The sequence below is a fragment of the Pseudomonas sp. NFIX49 genome, assembly GCF_900115915.1.
In the GTDB taxonomy this organism is placed as follows: domain Bacteria; phylum Pseudomonadota; class Gammaproteobacteria; order Pseudomonadales; family Pseudomonadaceae; genus Aquipseudomonas; species Aquipseudomonas pharyngis.
On the sequence record NZ_FOYE01000001.1, the window covers coordinates 923481 to 939984 of the forward strand.

General features: G+C 60.4%; 18 protein-coding genes. 9 read left to right on the forward strand and 9 right to left on the reverse strand.

Annotation, left to right across the window (positions count from 1 at the left end):
• Window positions 1-143 precede the first annotated feature (143 nt).
• From BMZ46_RS04245 to BMZ46_RS04255, 3 genes are all read left to right on the forward strand, one after another.
• Complete coding sequence (locus BMZ46_RS04245; RefSeq protein WP_074687910.1) at window positions 144-1358, forward strand: SfnB family sulfur acquisition oxidoreductase; 1215 nt, start codon at window positions 144-146, stop codon at window positions 1356-1358.
• A gap of 2 nt (window positions 1359-1360) precedes the next feature.
• A complete protein-coding gene (locus BMZ46_RS04250) occupies window positions 1361-2026 on the forward strand; it encodes a methionine ABC transporter permease (RefSeq protein WP_007955819.1) in 666 nt (221 codons plus the stop codon).
• Between the two features lie 74 nt (window positions 2027-2100).
• Entirely contained in the window at window positions 2101-2871 is a 771-nt protein-coding gene (locus tag BMZ46_RS04255; protein ID WP_064598203.1) for a MetQ/NlpA family ABC transporter substrate-binding protein, read from the forward strand.
• 30 nt (window positions 2872-2901) lie between these two features.
• On the opposite strand, the gene soxR is transcribed toward BMZ46_RS04255, so the two are convergent.
• Window positions 2902-3360: a redox-sensitive transcriptional activator SoxR gene (gene soxR / locus BMZ46_RS04260; RefSeq protein ID WP_039770345.1), complete on the reverse strand. Its 459-nt coding sequence runs from the start codon at window positions 3358-3360 to the stop codon at window positions 2902-2904.
• A gap of 90 nt (window positions 3361-3450) precedes the next feature.
• Here soxR and BMZ46_RS04265 point away from each other — a divergent pair, with 90 nt between their 5' ends.
• Entirely contained in the window at window positions 3451-3816 is a 366-nt protein-coding gene (locus BMZ46_RS04265; RefSeq protein WP_007955823.1) for an antibiotic biosynthesis monooxygenase, read from the forward strand.
• Here the strand turns inward: BMZ46_RS04265 and BMZ46_RS04270 are convergent.
• The 4 genes from BMZ46_RS04270 to msuE are packed head-to-tail and all read right to left on the reverse strand — an operon-like array spanning window position 3813 to window position 7858.
• A complete protein-coding gene (locus tag BMZ46_RS04270; protein WP_039770342.1) occupies window positions 3813-4916 on the reverse strand; it encodes a sigma-54 interaction domain-containing protein in 1104 nt (367 codons plus the stop codon). The genes BMZ46_RS04265 and BMZ46_RS04270 overlap by 4 nt on opposite strands.
• A gap of 24 nt (window positions 4917-4940) precedes the next feature.
• Window positions 4941-6128 (reverse strand): acyl-CoA dehydrogenase family protein, encoded by a 1188-nt coding sequence (locus tag BMZ46_RS04275; RefSeq protein WP_074687908.1) that lies wholly within the window; start codon window positions 6126-6128, stop codon window positions 4941-4943.
• A gap of 10 nt (window positions 6129-6138) precedes the next feature.
• Window positions 6139-7284 carry an FMNH2-dependent alkanesulfonate monooxygenase gene (gene ssuD / locus BMZ46_RS04280; protein WP_074687906.1) on the reverse strand — a complete coding sequence of 382 codons (1146 nt, stop codon included), beginning with the start codon at window positions 7282-7284 and terminating at the stop codon, window positions 6139-6141.
• 10 nt (window positions 7285-7294) lie between these two features.
• Entirely contained in the window at window positions 7295-7858 is a 564-nt protein-coding gene (msuE, locus tag BMZ46_RS04285) for an FMN reductase (protein ID WP_007955830.1), read from the reverse strand.
• A gap of 389 nt (window positions 7859-8247) precedes the next feature.
• On the opposite strand from msuE, the gene BMZ46_RS04290 reads away from it, so the two are divergent.
• The 4 genes from BMZ46_RS04290 to BMZ46_RS04305 all read left to right on the forward strand — a co-directional run bounded on the left by BMZ46_RS04290 (window position 8248) and on the right by BMZ46_RS04305 (window position 12470).
• Window positions 8248-8517 carry a hypothetical protein gene (locus BMZ46_RS04290; protein ID WP_011335229.1) on the forward strand — a complete coding sequence of 90 codons (270 nt, stop codon included), beginning with the start codon at window positions 8248-8250 and terminating at the stop codon, window positions 8515-8517.
• Between the two features lie 101 nt (window positions 8518-8618).
• A complete protein-coding gene (locus BMZ46_RS04295; RefSeq protein WP_039770336.1) occupies window positions 8619-9233 on the forward strand; it encodes a LysE family translocator in 615 nt (204 codons plus the stop codon).
• A 206-nt stretch (window positions 9234-9439) separates the two neighbouring features.
• A complete protein-coding gene (locus BMZ46_RS04300) occupies window positions 9440-10606 on the forward strand; it encodes an aminotransferase class V-fold PLP-dependent enzyme (protein ID WP_074687904.1) in 1167 nt (388 codons plus the stop codon).
• Between the two features lie 55 nt (window positions 10607-10661).
• Entirely contained in the window at window positions 10662-12470 is a 1809-nt protein-coding gene (locus BMZ46_RS04305) for an aminopeptidase P family protein (protein WP_074687902.1), read from the forward strand.
• A gap of 89 nt (window positions 12471-12559) precedes the next feature.
• On the opposite strand, the gene BMZ46_RS04310 is transcribed toward BMZ46_RS04305, so the two are convergent.
• Both BMZ46_RS04310 and BMZ46_RS04315 read right to left on the reverse strand, forming a co-directional pair.
• Window positions 12560-13150: a 2-hydroxychromene-2-carboxylate isomerase gene (locus BMZ46_RS04310; protein ID WP_039770330.1), complete on the reverse strand. Its 591-nt coding sequence runs from the start codon at window positions 13148-13150 to the stop codon at window positions 12560-12562.
• A 33-nt stretch (window positions 13151-13183) separates the two neighbouring features.
• Entirely contained in the window at window positions 13184-13912 is a 729-nt protein-coding gene (locus tag BMZ46_RS04315; protein WP_039770328.1) for an SDR family oxidoreductase, read from the reverse strand.
• Window positions 13913-14002: 90 nt separating this feature from the next.
• Here BMZ46_RS04315 and BMZ46_RS04320 point away from each other — a divergent pair, with 90 nt between their 5' ends.
• On the forward strand, window positions 14003-14572 hold the full coding sequence (locus BMZ46_RS04320; RefSeq protein ID WP_039770327.1) for a TetR/AcrR family transcriptional regulator: 570 nt from the start codon (window positions 14003-14005) through the stop codon (window positions 14570-14572).
• Between the two features lie 10 nt (window positions 14573-14582).
• On the opposite strand, the gene BMZ46_RS04325 is transcribed toward BMZ46_RS04320, so the two are convergent.
• Window positions 14583-14864, reverse strand: a complete 282-nt coding sequence (locus BMZ46_RS04325) for a hypothetical protein (RefSeq protein WP_007955851.1) — start codon at window positions 14862-14864, stop codon at window positions 14583-14585.
• A 168-nt stretch (window positions 14865-15032) separates the two neighbouring features.
• Window positions 15033-15920: a threonine/homoserine exporter RhtA gene (gene rhtA / locus BMZ46_RS04330; RefSeq protein WP_039770325.1), complete on the reverse strand. Its 888-nt coding sequence runs from the start codon at window positions 15918-15920 to the stop codon at window positions 15033-15035.
• Window positions 15921-16504 lie beyond the last annotated feature (584 nt).

Here is a 16504-nt window from a genome sequence, read left to right on the forward strand (position 1 = left end):
CCATCGACAGTGAAGCAGCAGAATGCGCGGGTTTTCATCGTCAGATACCCTGAAAGTCCGCTGTAACCCGCGAAAAACAAGGCCTGTCAGTCAGGCACAGAAGCTGCAATGACCCGGTACAACACCGATACCGAGAGTCATCCATGTCTGAATCTGCCGTTTATCCGATCAACACGCCAGCCGCCCACCGGATCGCCGACGACGCCGAAGCCTTGCGCGTGGCCGCGCAGGTCGCCGCCGTCTTGCAGGAACATGCCGCCGAGCGTGACCGCAGCCGCGAAGTGCCCGCCGAGATCGTCGACCTGTATTCCAACAGTGGCCTGTGGGGCATCACCGTGCCGAAGGAGTACGGTGGCGCGCAGGTGTCCCTTGCGGTGCTGGCGCAGGTGATCGCGATCATTTCCGCCGCCGATCCGTCCCTCGGGCAGATTCCGCAAAACCATTACTGCCTGCTCGAAGACATCCGCCTGCAAGGCACTCCGGCCCAGCAGGCGCATTTCTTTGAGCTGGCGCTGCAAGGTCATCGCTTCGCCAATGCGCTGTCGGAAACCGGCGGCAAGAACGTGCAGGACATTCAGGCGACCCTCCGCCGTTATGGCGACGGCTTCGTGATCAACGGCCGCAAGGGCTACTGCACCGGTTCGCTCTACGCCCACTGGCTGGCGGTGCTGGCGCTGGATGAAGAGCAGAAGGGCCAGTTGGCCTTCGTCGAGCGCGGTACGAAAGGGCTGGTGATCGTCGACGACTGGGACAGCATCGGTCAGCGCACTACTTCCAGCGGCACGGTGCTGGCGGAAAATCTGCAAGTGGCGCCCTTCAATCTGTTTCCGACGTACCGTTCCTACGAGAGCCCGACCCTGGCCGGGCCGTTCGCCCAGTTGACCACCGCCGCCATCGACGCCGGCATTGCCCGGGCGGCGCTGCGCGACACCGTGGAATTCGTCCGCCAGTTTGCGCGGCCATGGATCGATGCAGGTGTGGACAAGGCCAGCGAAGATCCGCTGACCATCATTCAGATCGGCGCGCTGGAAATCCGTCTGGAAGCCGCCGAAGCCTTGCTTGAACGCGCCGGCTGGGCGCTCGACGCCGCACGTCCGGCGCCTGATGAAGACAACGTCGCGCTGGCCTCGCTGGCCGTGGCCAAGGCCAAAGTGCTGACCACCGAAATCGCCATCGAGGCCAGCAACAAGCTGTTCGAACTCGGCGGTACCCGCTCGACCCTGAAAAAGCACAACTTCGACCGCCACTGGCGCAATGCTCGGGTCCACACCCTGCATGACCCGGTGCGCTGGAAATACCACGTGGTCGGCAACTGGCTGCTCAACGGCGTCAAACCACCGCGCCACGACTGGTCCTGACCATGGCCGAGTGGTTCAAACACATTTACTGGGCCGACATCGCCCAGGCCTGTCTCGACACCCTGAGCATGCTCGGCGCGGCGTTGCTGTTCACGGTGTTGCTGGGCCTGCCGCTGGGGCTGCTGCTGTTTCTCACCGGCAAGCGCCAGTTGCATGAAACCGTCGGCCTGTACCGGGTGCTGTCGGTGATCGTGAACATGCTGCGTTCGCTGCCATTCATCATTTTGCTGATCGTGCTGATTCCGCTGACCACGTTGTTGGTGGGGACGTCACTGGGCGTGCCCGGAACCATTCCGCCGCTAGTCGTCGGTTGCACACCGTTCTTCGCGCGGCTGGTGGAAACCGCACTGCGCGAAGTCGATCGCGGGGTGGTCGAGGCGACTCAGGCCATGGGCGCCAACACCTGGCAGATCATCCGCCACACCCTGTTGCCGGAAGCCCGCGGCGGGTTGCTGGCGGCGGTGACGGTCACCGCCATCGTGCTGGTGGACTACACGGCGATGGCCGGCGTGATCGGTGGCGGCGGGCTCGGCGATCTGGCGATCCGCTACGGCTATCAGCGTTTTCAGACCGACGTGATGGTGGTCACCGTGGTGTTGCTGCTGATTCTGGTGCAGGCCCTGCAAATGACCGGCGACCGCCTGGTGGCGCACTACAGCCGACGCTGACAAAACAGTTTCAACCCATAAAAGGCCCCACGTTCACCCCACGACGGCCACTCAAGTCTGCCTTGGAGCACAGCATGAAAAAGACCCTGGCCGTACTGGCTGCCGTTCTGTCGTTCGGCGCCCATGCCAACGAAAAGCTGATCGTCGGCGCCACCCCGGTGCCACACGCGGAAATCCTCGAGTTCGTCAAACCGACCCTGGCCAAGGAAGGCGTGGATCTGGACATCAAGGTCTTCACCGACTTCATCCAGCCCAACCAGCAACTGGCGCTGAAAAACCTCGACGCCAACTATTACCAGTACCGGCCGTTTCTCGATGATTTCAACAAGACCCGCCACACCGATCTGGTGCCGGTGGTCGGCGTGCACATCGAACCGTTCGGCGCCTACTCGACCAGGATCAAGAACATTTCGGAGCTGAAGGACGGCGCCAGTGTGTCGATCCCCAATGACCCGGTGAACACCGGTCGCGCCCTGGTGCTGTTGCACGAGGCCGGGCTGATCAAACTCAAGGATCCGAGCAACACCCTGGCCACCCAGCGCGATATCGTCGAAAACCCCAAGCACCTGAAAATCCGTGAACTGGAGGGCGCATTGCTCGCTCGTTCAGTGAGTCAGGTGGATCTGGCATTCGTGTTCGCCAACTACGCGCTGGAAGCCGGGATCGACACCAACAGCGCACTGATCGTCGAGAAGGGCAAGAGCCTGTACATCGAGTTTCTGGTCGCACGGCCTGACAACATCAACGACCCGGGCCTGCAGAAACTGGCCAAGGCGTTGAATTCCGATGAAGTGCGTCAGTTCATTCTGACTCGCTACAAAGGGCAGATTGCGCCGGGTTTCTGATCGATCAATCCGAGGGTTCCTCTGGAACCCTCACTTGGGAACATCTAGGAAATGTGCTCCCGGCCCTTGCTCGCCCAACACATCGCCCTGATTGCGCAGCGGGCAGGCCTCCATCGACAGGCATCCGCAACCGATGCAACCGGTCAGCCGGTCCCGCAGCAGCATCAGCTGATTGATCCGTTCGTCCAGCTCACGCCGCCACTGCTCCGACAACACTTTCCAGTCCGCCGCCGTTGGTGCGCGGTTGTCCGGTAGCTGTTTCAACGCCTCGCCGATTTCTGCCAGCGGAATGCCCAGGCGTTGCGCCACCTTGATCAGCGCCACCCGCCGCAGTACTTCCCGTGGATAACGCCGCTGGTTGCCGGCATTGCGCTGGCTCTTGATCAACCCTTTGGATTCATAAAAGTGCAGGGCGGTGACCGCCACACCGCTGCGGGCCGCAACTTCGCCGACGGTCAGTTGCTTGTGCAGATTTTTCGCAGTGATCATTTGAAAAATGCCCCTTGACCTCTAGTTAACTCGAGGTTTTACCCTGCAGGCCTTCGAATCGCAAGATTCGCCTGACCGAGTGGGGATCTCATGCAAGCACCAGCGAAAAACCGCAGCTTTACCCAATTGATCGAATTTGAAATCGAACCTGGCCAGCAACCGGCGCTGGTCTCGGCGCTGGCGGTGCAGACCGAACGACTGGCCCAGCGTTACGCCGGCTTCGTCAGCGCCAGCGTCCAGGCCAGCGACGACGGGCGGCGAGTGTTGAGCTTCCTGCAATGGCAGTCCCGGGAGGCGGGGGAGGCGGCGTTCCAGAGTTTCGAAACCGGCGAGCAGGATTTCTGGCAACTGATCCGCACTCATCAGGCGCGCACCGTGACCTTCGGTTCATTCCAGGTGCTGAGCAGTATCGCTCGCAGTCACGACGATGGCTTGCACTGTCAACTGGTTGGTTAGATCGACAGCTGGATCAAGCGCTCGCCTTGCAGGTTTTCCGTGGGCCGGCGCTTGTTCACCGCCAGTTCGCCGATTTTGATCAGTCGCGTGCGGGTGACGTTGCGGCTCAGGCCGAGCAAGGATGCGGTGTGCACCTGGTTGTAATGGCAGAAGCGATAGGCCGCGCGCAGCAACGCGTCTTCGACCTTTTCATGCAGGGCGCCGGCCTGTTGCTCGAAGAGTTTCTGGAAGGCCCGTTCCAGCAGCGCTTCCGGTGAGTCGTCGGCGGCCGCGTGTTGATCGTCGGGACGGTCGATGCGCAGGTTCGACAGGCGCAAATCGTCGCGTTCGATCACGCCGTTACGGCAGATCAGCAGCGTGTGGTGGATGACGTTTTCCAGTTCGCGGATATTGCCCGGCCAACTGTAGCCGCGCAGCTTGTGCTCGGCGCCGGGGCTGATGGTGATGCGCCCGTAACCCAGGCGCTGACTGTAGGCCTCGATGAAATGCCGGGTCAGCGGCAGGATGTCGCCGGGCCGATCGCGCAATGGGCTCAGCTCCAGATTGACCACGTTCAGCCGGTAATACAGATCCTCGCGGAAATGCCCGGCGTTGATGGCTTTCTCCAGTTGCACGTTGGTCGCCGCCAGCACCCGCACATCGATGGGAATGCTCTTGCGCGAACCCAGGCGCACCACTTCACGCTCCTGCAACACCCGCAGCAATTTGACCTGGATCGCCATCGGCAGATCGCCGATTTCATCGAGGAACAGAGTGCCGCCATCCGCCTCTTCGAACCACCCGGCCTTGGCACTGAGGGCGCCGGTGAAGGCGCCTTTTTCATGGCCGAACAATTCGGCTTCCACCAGCGATTCGGAAAACGCCCCGCAGTTCACCGCAATGAACGGCCGATTGCGCCGGTTGCTCAGGTTGTGGATGTGCCGCGCCACCAACTCCTTGCCGGTACCGGTTTCGCCGATGATCAGCACGCTGGCTTCGCTCGGTGCGACCTGTTGCAGATGCGCGAGCAGGGCCTGGGATTTCGGGTCTTCGAACACCTGGGCGGTGGCGCGAATCGAAGTGGCCAGGGCGGGTGAGGGCGGCAGGGTCAGCAGTTGCATGGGGTCTCGCTCCACGAAAGAAAATCAGGAATAGAACGTCGGCACCGGCAGGGACTGGTTCAGCGCCCAGTCGCCCAGCTCGTGGAGCTTGTAATCCAGCGGGTCGTGCAGGGTTTGCGTGCGCAGGTTGCGCCAGTGTCGATCCAGACGCAGCGACGCGTGAGTCGAACGGGCGCCGGTGACTTCGAACAATCGACTGCAAATCTCCAGGCCTTGGCGGCTGGCGGCGACCTTGGCCGTGGCAATTGCCGTGGCCAGGTGACCGCGTTCTTCGGCACTGAGGTTCGGGCCTTTGGCCCAGGCCTCGTCGAGCAGCGCGGCGGCGCGTTCCACCAACAGACGAATGCCTTCGAGGGCGACCCAGAACTCGCCGTAATGGGCCAGCACATAAGGATCTTCACGCACCTCGCGCACCGAGGATTTGTGCCAGACACGGGTTTCGCTGAGGGTGTATTGCCGCGCCTCTTCAAAGGCCCCTTCGGCAATGCCGAGAAACATGTGGGTGAACGTCAGTTGCGCGATCAACGGGCGCAAGCAGGCGAACGGTGTGCTCAACGGACCGGGATCCAGCAGCAGTTCCGACTCTTCGACCCGCACCCGTTCGAACGTGGCGCTGCCGCTGTCGGTCTGGCGCTGGCCGATGTTGTTCCAGTCGTTATGCAGGGTGATGCCGCTGCGGCCGCTGGGGATCGCCGCGATCAACAGTTTGCCGCCGTTGCTTTCGTCCACTGCCGAGGCGATCAGCATCTGCGAATCGCTGGCGCCGGAGCAGAAGCTCTTCTTGCCGGAAAACTCGCGCCAGCCGCCCAGATCCTTGACCACGGTGCGGGTGTCCAGCGGGTTGAGCGCGTTGCCCCAGAACCAGTTCTGCCGCGCGGTCTGTTCGAACCACGGTTGCCATTGTTCGGGGCGGGAAAACAGGCGCACGGTGGCAAGCATCAAATGATGAAAGCCGAAGACGTGGGCGATCGAGCTGTCGACCTTGGCGAATTCGCGCACGACTTCCAAGGTTTCGCTCCAGCGCGCGCCGAGGCCGCCGTAACGGGTGGGAATGCTCAGGGCCAGCAGACCGCTGTCGCGCAGGGCGTCACGTTCGGCTTTCGGTGTGCCGCCACGCTCGTCGCGCTCGACGGCGGTCAGGGCAAGTTCGGCGGCCAGTTGGCGGGCGGTCTGCAACGGGGAGAGCAGGGTGCTTTGCGGTTTGGCAGTCACTCGGTCTTCCTCAGGCGTTGGCTTTGGCGGGCAGTACATCGTTGGCGATCATTTCGCCAAACGGCCCGGTGAGGTTGGTCACGCCGCGTCCGGCCAGGCTCGCGTACGGCTCGGGCAACAGCGGGAAGACCAGCTCGGCAAAGCGGTAGGCCTCTTCCAGATGCGGATAGCCGGAGAAGATGAAACTCTCGATGCCGAGGTCTGCGTACTCCTTGATTCGCGCTGCCACTTGCTGCGGATCGCCGACCAATGCGGTACCGGCACCGCCGCGCACCAGTCCGACGCCGGCCCACAGGTTGGGGGCGATTTCCAGGTTGTCGCGGCGTCCGTCGTGCAGGGCGGCCATACGCCGCTGGCCTTCGGAGTCGAAGCGCGAAAAGGATTTCTGCGCGGCTTCAATGGTTTCGTCGCTGATGTGTTCGATCAGTTTGTCAGCGGCTTTCCAGGCTGCTTCGGCGGTCTCACGCACGATCACGTGCAGGCGAATGCCGAATTTCACCTTGCGCCCGTGACGGGCGGCGCGTTCACGCACGTCGGCGAGTTTTTCGGCGACGGCGGCCGGTGGTTCGCCCCAGGTCAGGTACACGTCGACCTGCTCGGCGGCCAGATCGTGGGCCGCGTCGGAGGACCCGCCGAAGTACAGCGGCGGATAGGGTTTCTGCACCGGCGGATACAGGGCTTTGGCGTTCTGTACCTTCAGGTGTTTGCCTTCGAAATCCACCGCTTCGCCTTGCAGCACCCGGCGCCAGATCTTGAGGAATTCATCGGTGACTTCGTAGCGTTCGCTGTGGCTGAGGAAACTGCCGTCGCCACGGTTTTCGTCCGGGTCACCGCCGGTCACGACATTGATCAGCAAGCGGCCGTTGGACAGTCGATCCAGGGTCGCGGCCATGCGCGCCGAGACGGTCGGCGAGATGATCCCCGGACGGATCGCCACCAGATAACGCAGGCGTTCGGTGAGCGGCACCAACGCCGAGGCGATCACCCACGAGTCTTCGCAGGAACGCCCGGTGGGAATCAGCACGCCGTGGTAACCGAGGCTGTCGGCGGCTTGCGCCACCTGTTTCAGGTAATTGAGGGTGACCGGGCGCGCGCCTTGGGTGGTGCCCAGATAGTGACCGTCGCCGTGGGTCGGCAGGAACCAGAAAACATCCATGAACAGCTCCTCAGGCGATTTTCAGCAACGGTTTGATGTGAGTGCCAAACAGCGGCGCGGCGCGTTCAGCCGCCAGGCGGATACGTGCCTTGAGCGGTTCGCTGGTGATCTGGTAGTCGGCGAAATCGGCTTCGGTGGCGTACACGCCAATCGGCAGGGTCACGGCCTGGAAGAAACTGAACAGCGGGCGCAACTGGTGATCGAGGACCAGCGCATGGCGTTCGCTGCCACCGGTGGCGGCGAGCAGCACTGGTGTGTCGATCAGCGCATTCAGGTCGATCAGGTCGAACAAATGCTTGAGCAATCCAGGATAGGAACCGCGATAGACCGGCGCGGCGACGATCAGCAGGTCAGCCTGTTCGATGGCTTGCAGCTCGGCTTCGATCTCGGCCGGCAACTCCTGGCGGGACAGTGCGGCGCCAAGCGGGCGGGCGATGTCACCGAGTTCGATCAGATGACTCTCGACCGGCAAGTGCCCGGACAATTCGGCCAGCAGGGCCTGGGTCAGCACCAGGGTGCGGGACGGACGCCAGGTTCCGCCGGACAGGGCGACGACTTTCAGTGGACGCGACATGGTCAGTTCCTTTTTCAACAGTTGCTCGGCGAGCAGTGAGTAGTCACTGGAGCAGAGCAAGCGCTGTACCAATTCCTGTAAGGCCCGTATTCCGGGGCTTTGAGCGTTGTCGGCGGCTGTGCTCGTGTGACTTTCAGGCGGGTTTGTTGAACCGCTGTTGCCTGGGAAACAGTTGCTGGAGCAACAGTGCCGAACGCGATGAAGGATTTATAAAGGCTGACTTTTATTCCGTAAAAGACTGTTAATTGATATTGATAGGTCTTTTGAGAATATGCAGAGCGAATCCTGCCCGAATTCTGATAGCCACTATTGAGAGCGTTGATTTCTGCCAAAGCGTGCCCGGGCGTAGCCTTTCTCCATCGACCCACACTGCTCGCCAGGACGCTCCCATGAATCGTTTACTGACTGTTTCGCTGATGCTCGCTGTCTCCGTTCTCGCCGGTTGCGCGAGTCATGTTTCCCCGGAGCTGCGCCCTTACACGGCGGAGGAAACCCGCGAACTGGCGCTTGAATCGCTGAACCGTCGCGGTCTGTCCTTCGAGGAATACCACGCGAAAAAAGCCGAATTGCTCGGCCAGCCACAGAAGACATTCGGTTTCGATACCAAGGGTGAAATGAGCGCCGAGCGGGCCGTACAGCTGCACGGTCGTCCAAGCTGATAGCAAACTGTACTGCTCGAAGTTTTACCCAACTGTCCGTGGGTTTGCGCGGCGCCGTGGGATAGGGTCAACACCTGAATGACCCTGACGGACTGCCTGCCATGACCCTCTCGCTCGACCTGTTGCTGGGCTTTGCCCTGTTTGCCCTTGTCACCTCGATCACACCGGGGCCGAACAACACCATGTTGCTGGCATCGGGCGTGAACTTCGGTTTCAACCGCACCATCCCTCATATGCTTGGCATTACCTGCGGCTTCTTCGTGCTGGTGGTGGCGGTGGGTTTTGGCCTGGGCGCGGTATTCCAGACCTATCCGCTGCTTTATACGATCCTGCGTTATGTCGGCGCGGCGTACTTGCTGTACCTGGCGTGGAAAATCGCTCACTCCGGCCCGGTCGGCGACAGCGAGCAGGGCGAGGCGAAACCGATCAGCTATCTCGGAGCGGCCGCTTTTCAGTGGGTCAACCCCAAGGCGTGGATCATGGCCATTGGTGCCATCAGCACCTACACGCCGATGCAGGGCTATTTCACCAACGTGATCGTGATTGCGGCGGTGTTCGCCATCATCAACCTGCCAAGCGTCGGCGTCTGGGCGGCGTGCGGGACCTTGCTGCGCAACGTGCTCAAGGATCGCCGCTGGTTGCGGCTGTTCAACTGGGGCATGGCAGCGCTGCTGGTGATTTCGCTGTATCCGTTACTCCTTGAAAGCTTTAGCTGACGCAGCGCTACAACCGCCGGCCCGATGCCTGTTAAAGTCGCGTTCAGGAGCGTTCCTACGCACTTTTAAATGAAGTTGTTCTTCTTTAACGGCCTCCGATCAGGTATTGATGACGCTCTCGAACCCGGACGCAGCTCACAAGGCTGCGTCGTGCCGTTTGCAGACACGAGCCTCCTGATCCCGGAACACGCTCTGCGAGTCTTTTTATGAACACACGTCCGCTGTATTTCGATTACGCCGCCACCACCCCGGTGGACGAGCGGGTCATCCAGGTGATGATCGAGTGTCTGGGTTTCAACGGTAATTTCGGCAACCCGGCTTCCAGTTCCCACGCCTTCGGCCAGCAGGCCCGGCAAACGGTCGAGAACGCTCGCCGGCAAGTCGCCGAACTGGTCGGCGCCCAGGCGCAGCAGATCGTCTGGACCTCCGGCGCCACCGAATCCAACAACCTTGCACTGAAAGGCGTGGCCCAGGCCCGTGGTGTGTCCGGCGGGCACATCATCACCAGTCAGATCGAACACAAAGCCATCCTCGACACCGCCCGGCAATTGCAGGACGCCGGTGTCGCCGTGACCTATCTGGTGCCGGACGCCGAAGGCCTGATTACCGCGCAAGCGGTCAGCGAAGCGATGCGTGAAGACACCTTTCTGGTGTCGCTGATGCTGGTCAACAACGAACTCGGTACCGTAAACGACATCCCGGCCATCGGCGAAGTGGTGCGTGGGCGCGGGGCGTTGTTCCACGTCGATGCGGCCCAGGGCGCCGGCAAGGTCGCGATCGATCTGGCGCAATGGCCGGTCGATCTGATGTCGTTTTCGGCGCACAAACTCTACGGGCCCAAAGGCATCGGTGCGCTGTATGTCGGCCCGCGTGCGCAACAGCGTTTGCAGGCGCAGATTCACGGTGGCGGGCACGAGGGCGGCTTGCGTTCCGGTACGCTGGCGACTCACCAGATTGCTGCCATGGGCTCGGCGTTTGCCCTGGCCGCCGACGCTTTCGATGACGAGAAGAAAACCATCGTTGCGTTGCGCGAACGACTGCTCGAACAACTCTTGAGCCTGCCCGGCGTGCGCCTCAATGGCAGCAGCACCCAACGTATCCCGCACACCTTGAGCCTGACCTTCAGCGAAGGCGAGTTCAACCCGGCAGCGCTGAGCCATTCGATCGCGTTTTCCGCGACCTCGGCCTGCAATTCCGCGAGCAACACACCGTCCCACGTTTTGCTGGCATTGGGGCATGACGCGCACCTGGCCGGCCGTACCATTCGCCTGAGCCTCGGCCGTTTCACCACCGCCGAAGACATCGACAAGGCTGTAGATCTGATCAAGACCGCCTGCGCCAGTGCTCCGGCATTCTGGGCGACAGGACTTTAACCAGCCGACCTGACGGCTACGAACAATAACGATGAAGTGATTGGCAGGAGACATGATGAGTACCCAGACTTTGACCGAAGGAACGGTTCCCCAGCGCCTCGCGCACACCCGTGAATTGATGCGTCGCGAAGGTATCCATGCGTTGCTGGTGCCGTCCGCCGACCCGCACCTGTCGGAATACCTGCCGGGTTACTGGCAGGGCCGGCAATGGCTGTCGGGTTTCCATGGCTCGGTCGGCACGTTGATTGTCACCAACGATTTCGCCGGGGTCTGGGCCGATAGCCGTTACTGGGAACAGGCGACCAAGGAACTCAAGGGCAGCGGCATCGAGCTGGTGAAACTGCAACCGGGTCAGCCGAGCCCGCTGGACTGGCTGGCCGAGCAGACGCCGGAAGGTGGCGTGGTTGCGGTCGACGGCGCGGTGATGGCCGTCGCGTCGGCGCGTACGCTGGGCAGCAAGCTCGAAGCGCGGGGCGCCAGCCTGCGGACCGACATCGACTTGTTGAAGGAAGTCTGGAGCGATCGCCCGGCGTTGCCGAACGCGCCGATCTACCAGCACCTGCCGCCGCAGGCGACTGTCAGCCGTGGCGAGAAACTCGGCAAACTGCGCGAAACCTTGCAGGAACGCGGCGCCGATTGGCACTTCATCGCCACCCTTGACGACATCGCCTGGCTGTTCAACCTGCGCGGCGGCGATGTGTCGTTCAACCCGGTATTCGTTTCCTTCGCGCTGATCAGCCAGCAACAAGCCACGCTTTTTGTGGCACTGAGCAAGGTCGATGCTGAGCTGCGCGCAGTGCTGGAAAAAGACGGCGTGGCCCTGCGCGATTACAGCGAAGTCGCTGACGCCTTGCGGGCGATCCCGAGTGGCGCGAGCCTGCTGGTGGATCCGGCGCGGGTCACCAGCGGTCTGCTGGATAACCTCGACACTGGCGTGAAACTGGTCGAAGGCCTGAACCCGACCACACTGGCCAAGTCGCAGAAGAGCCTGGCGGACGCCGCACACATCCGTCAGGCGATGGAGCAGGACGGCGCGGCGCTGTGCGAGTTTTTCACCTGGCTGGATTCGGCCTGGGGTCGTGAGCGCATTACCGAACTGACCATCGACAAAAAACTCACCGCCGCCCGGGAGCGTCGCCCGGATTATGTGTCGCTGAGTTTCAACACCATCGCTGCGTTCAACGCCAATGGTGCGATGCCGCACTACCACGCCACTCCGGAAGAACACGCGGTGATCGAGGGTGACGGCTTGCTGCTGATTGATTCCGGTGGCCAATACCTGGGCGGTACCACCGACATTACGCGGATGGTGGCGGTCGGTACGCCGAGTGAAGAGCAGAAACGTGACTGCACTCGGGTGTTGAAGGGCGTGATCGCCTTGTCCCGCGCGCATTTCCCGAAAGGCATTCTGTCGCCGCTACTGGATGCGATTGCCCGTGCGCCGATCTGGGCCGAAAACGTGGACTACGGTCACGGCACCGGTCACGGCGTGGGCTACTTCCTCAACGTGCATGAAGGTCCGCAGGTGATCGCCTATCAGGCGGCGCCGGCGCCACAAACCGCCATGCAGCCTGGAATGATCACCTCCATCGAGCCGGGCACTTATCGTCCGGGCCGCTGGGGTGTGCGGATCGAGAACCTGGCGATGAACGTTGAAGCGGGGAGCAGTGAGTTCGGCGAATTCCTCAAGTTCGAAACCCTGACCCTGTGCCCGATCGACACTCGCTGCCTGGAACCGTCGTTGCTGACGCAGGAAGAGAAGCAGTGGTTCAACGCCTATCACGCCGAAGTGCGCGAGCGTCTGAGCCCGTTGCTTGAGGGCGCGGCGCTGGATTGGTTGAACACCCGTACTGCCGCTATTTAACAGGTTGAAGCTCGGGCGCTGCGGCCAGCGCCTGGGTCATGAAGTCGACAAACGCGTTGACCCAGGCGGACTGGTGTGGTTGTGGAGATTTAACGCAGGGCTTCCACAACGAAGTCGAGCCGGTCCTGACCGAAGAACAACTGGTTGTCGATGAACATGCTCGGCGCACCGAAGACGCCACGCTTCACGGCGGTTTCGGTGTTGTCCTTGAGCGCAGCCTTGACCGCTTCATCGTTGGTCAACGCCAGTACTTCTTCAGGATTGAAGCCATGTTCGGTCAGCACGGCGGCAACTGTTGCCGGCTCATCGAGGGCGCGGCCTTCAACCCACAGCGCTTTGAACAGGCAATCGATGAATGCCAGGAAGCGATCCGGATAACGCAGTTGAATGCCGGTGACCGCGCGCATCAACATCAGGGTATTGATCGGGAAATGCGGGTTGAATTTCAGGGGCACGCCGTAGCGTTTGGCGTAGCGGTCCAGGTCCTGAAACATGTAACGACCCTTGGCCGGGATCATTGCCGGCGACGCGTTGCCGGTGGCTTTGAAGACGCCGCCCAGCAATATCGGAATGTAGATCAACTGGCTGCCGGTTTCAGCGCAGATTTTCGGCAGTTGGGTATACGCCAGGTAGGTGGCGGGGCTGCCGAGATCAAAATAGAACTCCACGGTTTTGCTCATGTTCGCTGCACTCTGTTTTTGTTCTTGGTGGGATTACCAGCGTTCGTTCCACGGACGCAGATCCAGTTCGAACGTCCAGGCGTCCCGTGGCTGGCTATGCAGATACCAGTAGTTCTCGGCAATGTGTTCGGGGTCGAGGATACCGTCCTGATCTTTGGTGGCATATTTGTCAGGGAAGTTGTCGCGGATGAAATCGGTATCGATGGCACCGTCGACCACAACGTGGGCGACATGAATGTTCATCGGGCCGAGCTCTCTGGCCATGCTTTGTGCCAGAGCCCGGATACCGTGCTTGGCTCCCGCGAATGCGGCAAAACCCGAGGCGCCCCGCAGACCAGCGGTGGCACCCGTAAACAGGATCGTGCCGCGACGGCGGGTCACCATACGTTTGGCGACTTCCCGGGCATTGAGAAACCCGGAGAAACAGGCCATCTCCCAGATCTTGAAATACTTGCGGGCGGTTTCTTCAAGAATGCTGCAGGGCACGTTGGCGCCGATGTTGAAAACGAACGCTTCAATCGGTCCGAGGCGGGTTTCGATATCTTCAATCAGTGCAATTACGTCTTCTTCCTTGCGCGCATCGCACGCAAAACCGTGGGCTTCGCCGCCGTCCGCCTGAATGGCTTCCACCAACGGCTGCAGTTTGTCGGCGCTGCGCCGCGTGACGCACGCGACGAAACCTTCCTTGGCGAACCGCTTGGCGATGGCGCCGCCCGTGGCATCACCTGCACCGACAACCAATACGACCTTCTTGTTATTCATGGGTGGATCCCTTTAGTAAACGATCGTTAAGTGAACGAACGTTATGCTAGGATTTGCTCAGCGTCAAGGCACTCAATGTGAGGACAAAACATGCGGTATTCCGCCGGTCACAAGCTGGAAACCAAAGAAAAGCTCCTGCAAAGCAGCTCGTTGTCTGCGAAAAAAAATGGGTTTTCATCAATGGGCGTCGATGGTCTGATGAAGGCGATCGGCTTGAGCGGGGCGGCGTTCTACAGTCATTTCTCGTCCAAGGACGCCTTGTTCGCGGCGATCGTCGAACGCGAGTTGGGCCAGAGTCTGGAGCGCTTGGGCGGGCAGGGTACGCAGGATCGCGAACGGTTGGAGCGATGCTTGAAACTGTATCTGAACATGGCCCATGTCGAGCAGCCTGATCTGGGCTGCGCATTGCCTGCGTTGGGCGCCGAGATCGCGCGGTCCGATATTGTTGTGCGGGAGCAGGCCGAGCTGTGGATTTGCAAACTTCAGGAGAATTGGGCGCAAATTCTGGAAAGTGACAGCCTGGCCTGGGCAATTCTGTCGCAATGCGTCGGAGCACTGGTGGTGGCGCGTATGCTGGCGTCGCCCAGGATTCAGCAGCGGGTGCTGGATTCATGCCGTGAAGAGATCGGGATCCAGCTCGCCGCTTCGCGAACGCAGTAGGGGCGATGATTTATTTGCAGATGACGATCATGCTACGGCTGGTATAGCCGGCGGGGTTGAGGCCAAAGGGATAATCACCTGGCTCTTCCACGGTGTCGCCAGATTTTGCAATGACTTTGTAGCCCTTCGGCGCGCAAGAGTTCGCGGCACTGGCGTAGCACTTGTCCCAAGAGGAGGACAACCCCGAACAGTTGATGTGCAGCCCTTTTTTGCCGTGTTTGACCTGGGTCTTCGACGTCGCCGCGCAGCCCGCAACGGCGAGTATGGCGATCAGTATCAAAATTCGTTTCATTACCGTCCTTATGGCCGCCTCGAGTCTGACGCTCGGGTCTGCCTGTATGCGCTCTCGCTTGAAGCGTTCCGATATCCCTATCCGAAAAAATCCATGTCTGGCACTGGGTTGCGAGGCTAAACATGGCCTAAATGAACGCCAATTGCCAGACCTTCGTAAAATCCTCTTTCAATCTGCCGCGATGGCGGGTTTAGAGGTGCTGCCCATCGTCATGGTTGCTCCTACGGAGGCCAGAATAATGCACAGGATCGCCATCCATTGTGACAAAGAGAGGTATTCCTGAAGGAAAAACAGACCCGAGAGTGCGCCGAAGGCCGGTTCGATGCTCATCAGCGTGCCGAAGGTGCGGGCGGGCATGCGGGTAAGGGCGACCATTTCCAGTGTGTAGGGGAGAGCTGTGGACAGGATCGCGACCCCGATAGCGATCGGGATCAATGCGGGTGTCAGCAGTGCGCTGCCGGCGTGGACGATGCCTATGGGGGCGACGAACAGGGCTGCGATCATCACGCCAAGCGCCGCGGTGGTCACGCCATTATCTGCTCCAGCCTTCTGGCCAAACAGGATATACAAGGCCCAGCACGCGCCGGCTCCCAGCGCATAACCTGCACCGATCAGATCGATACCCGTTGTCGTGGCGCCGGTCGGTATCAACAGCAACAAGCCGATAGCAGCCAGGGCAATCCAGAGAAAATCGATCGCGCGACGCGAGGCATAGATAGCTACTGCCAGCGGACCCGTGAACTCCAGCGCGACTGCGATGCCGAGCGGAACGGTGCGCAACGACATATAGAAAAGGAAGTTCATGCCGCCTAGCGCCATCCCGTAGATAATCACTGTGCGCAGTGATTTGGCTGTCAGCTTCGCTCTCCAGGGTTTGAGCAATAACAGCATGATCACGCTGGCGAAGATCAGGCGAAGGGTAGTAGTACCTTGGGCTCCAACGATAGGGAACATGCTTTTGGCCAGCGAAGCGCCTGACTGGATTGATGCCATGGCTATTAATAGCAGGCCAACCGGGAACAGAGTTGAGGCAAGGCTGCGAGGTTGATCGTTCATTGCGTGGCATCATCCGAAGAGTAGCTGTTGTATTGGGCAATATAGTGCGCACTCGCCAAGTCCCCGTCTATATAGAAGCGGTCTTTTTCCTTCTCTTGATAGAAAATTCAAATTAAGGGTTGACGGCAGATTCTGAGTCTCTATAATTCGCCCCACTTCCGGCGCAGCCGAAACGGAAAACTCCTTGAAATTCAATGAGTTAAGCAGGTTTCGAATGTGGGTTGCTTCAGTTCATTGAAGCCTGGAAGGAGTTGGAAATGCCGGTTTTCTGGTGCTTTCAACGGTTCGATCTTCTCGGTCGAAAGCGGAGAAAAAGAGGTGTTGACAGCAGCGTGTAACGCTGTAGAATTCGCCTCCCGCTAACGAGAGATCGGAAGCGCAAGTGGTTGAAGTTGTTGAAGAAATCTTCGAAAACTTCTGAAAATAATCACTTGACAGCAAATGAGGCTGCTGTAGAATGCGCGCCTCGGTTGAGACGAAAGATCTTAACCAACCGCTCTTTAACAACTGAATCAAGCAATTCGTGTGGGTGCTTGTGGAGTCAGACTGATAGTCAACAAGATTATCAGCATCACAAGTTACTC